We start from the raw sequence: 1,502 nt of genomic DNA, 5'->3' as shown, positions 1-1,502 counted from the left end.
CGCTGCAAAGGTCTTTTCGGCCATGCCGGCAATTGTTGAAACCACGACCGCCATGGGCAGGACGCTAGACAAGATCACGCTTTTCATCGACGACACCCGGCAACAAAGAGTCTGGTTTGGAACCCGTCCGACCATGAACAAGATTGGTTAATGCTTCGTCACCGCTAGCGCATGGCCCCGAAAATCGGAAGCGATTTGCGATGGGATCATGCGCTAAATCAAAGGGCTACAGCGTCCTTTGCGAGCCACCAGGATGTGCGGTGCTGTAGGACGGTTGTCACGTGTCGGAAGCGGATGTTTCCTTCTGCTTTTTGGTTGCAAAAGATGTCAGCGCGGACAGGAAATCGCCCATGCCGGGCCGCCTCGCGGCGCTGAAGGGCAGAGGCCTTGCGGTCTCCATCGCAGCAATGCCGATGCGCGCCGTCATCATGCCGTTGACGACACCTTCGCCAAGCTTGGCCGAGAGCCGGGCGGCGAGGCCATGGCCGACGATCTGCTGCACGAAACTGTCGCCGACGGCGATCGAGCCGGTCACCGCCAAATGGGCGAGAACGCTGCGTGCCAGCCGGAAGAATCCCAGCGTGCCCGGCCGGCCGCCATAAAGCTCCGACAGGCGGCGAATCAGCCGGCCCGCTTCGAACACGACATAGGCGACGTCGACCAGAGCGCGAGGGCTGACCGCCGTCACCAGCGACACGCGCTTTGCCGCTTCGAGGATCATCACCTTGGCGCGCGCATCGAGAGGGCCGAGGATTTCGGTCTCGGCCAGGCGCACCAGATCGCCACCGTCGATGATCTCGTCGCGCAGGTCAGCCAGCGCGCGTCTGCCGGCCGCGGTTTCGGGCTTGGCCGCGACGAAGGCCGAGAGTTCGTCGACCACGGCGCGAGCGGCCTTCGGATCGTCGCGGGCAATGGCGTCGAGTGCCCGCTTCTGCAGTTTTTCGACCTCGGCGAGGCGGGTGATCGCCAGGAATTCGCGGACGAGGATGATCAGAAGCGCCAGCAGCGCGATCACGGCCATGCCGGCAGCCAGCCAGCCCAGCCATTCGGCACGCGCGAACAGATCGCGAATCAGCTGGTCGGTCCAAAGGCCGAGGGCCAGCGAAACTAGAACGCCCAATGCGCCAAACAACAAGCCACCGAGCATCGAACGCTTACGCGGCGCGGTCGCCGGCGGCGGTTCGGCGGCGATAATATCTGGCTCGTCGAAAACGTCGATTTCCGCCGGAGTGACGACGGCAAGATCAGCCTTCACGGTGCGCGGCTTTCTGGCCGATGGAGCGTCAGGCTGGCGCAAGGCTGCCCTTTCTTTTGGCAGGGCTTCCGGTTCGATGCGAAATGCCGCCGGCTTGCGGGGCGCGGTCATGCCAGATGATCTCCGATCAGGAACTGAAGGGCGCGGTCGAGCCTGATATGCGGCAGCGACAGCGTGACGCCTTCAGCCGTGCGTTCGAGCTTTGGCGGGCGAAAGCGCACGAAGCGTATCGCCGGGTCCTCATTGC

General features: G+C 63.6%; 2 protein-coding genes. Both read right to left on the bottom strand.

Going from position 1 to position 1,502, the window contains the following annotated elements; translation table 11 throughout:
- Positions 1 to 277: 277 nt before the first annotated feature.
- Positions 278 to 1,366, bottom strand: a complete 1,089-nt coding sequence (locus EOA86_RS34250; RefSeq protein WP_128345557.1) for a TIGR01620 family protein — start codon at positions 1,364 to 1,366, stop codon at positions 278 to 280.
- A partial coding sequence (locus EOA86_RS34245; RefSeq protein ID WP_164892311.1) for a YcjX family protein occupies positions 1,363 to 1,502 on the bottom strand: 140 nt, incomplete at its 5' end. The genes EOA86_RS34250 and EOA86_RS34245, both read right to left, overlap by 4 nt.

The sequence above is a fragment of the Mesorhizobium sp. M5C.F.Ca.IN.020.32.2.1 genome (genome assembly GCF_004023105.1).
GTDB lineage: Bacteria > Pseudomonadota > Alphaproteobacteria > Rhizobiales > Rhizobiaceae > Mesorhizobium > Mesorhizobium wenxiniae.
The sequence above is the reverse complement of the archived record's forward strand: the minus strand, read 5'-3'. Positions and strand labels throughout refer to the sequence as shown.

Bases quoted from the DNA above. Each gene is read 5' to 3' on its own strand.
- EOA86_RS34250 (WP_128345557.1), bottom strand. From the start codon at position 1,366: ATGACCGCGCCCCGCAAGCCGGCGGCATTTCGCATCGAACCGGAAGCC.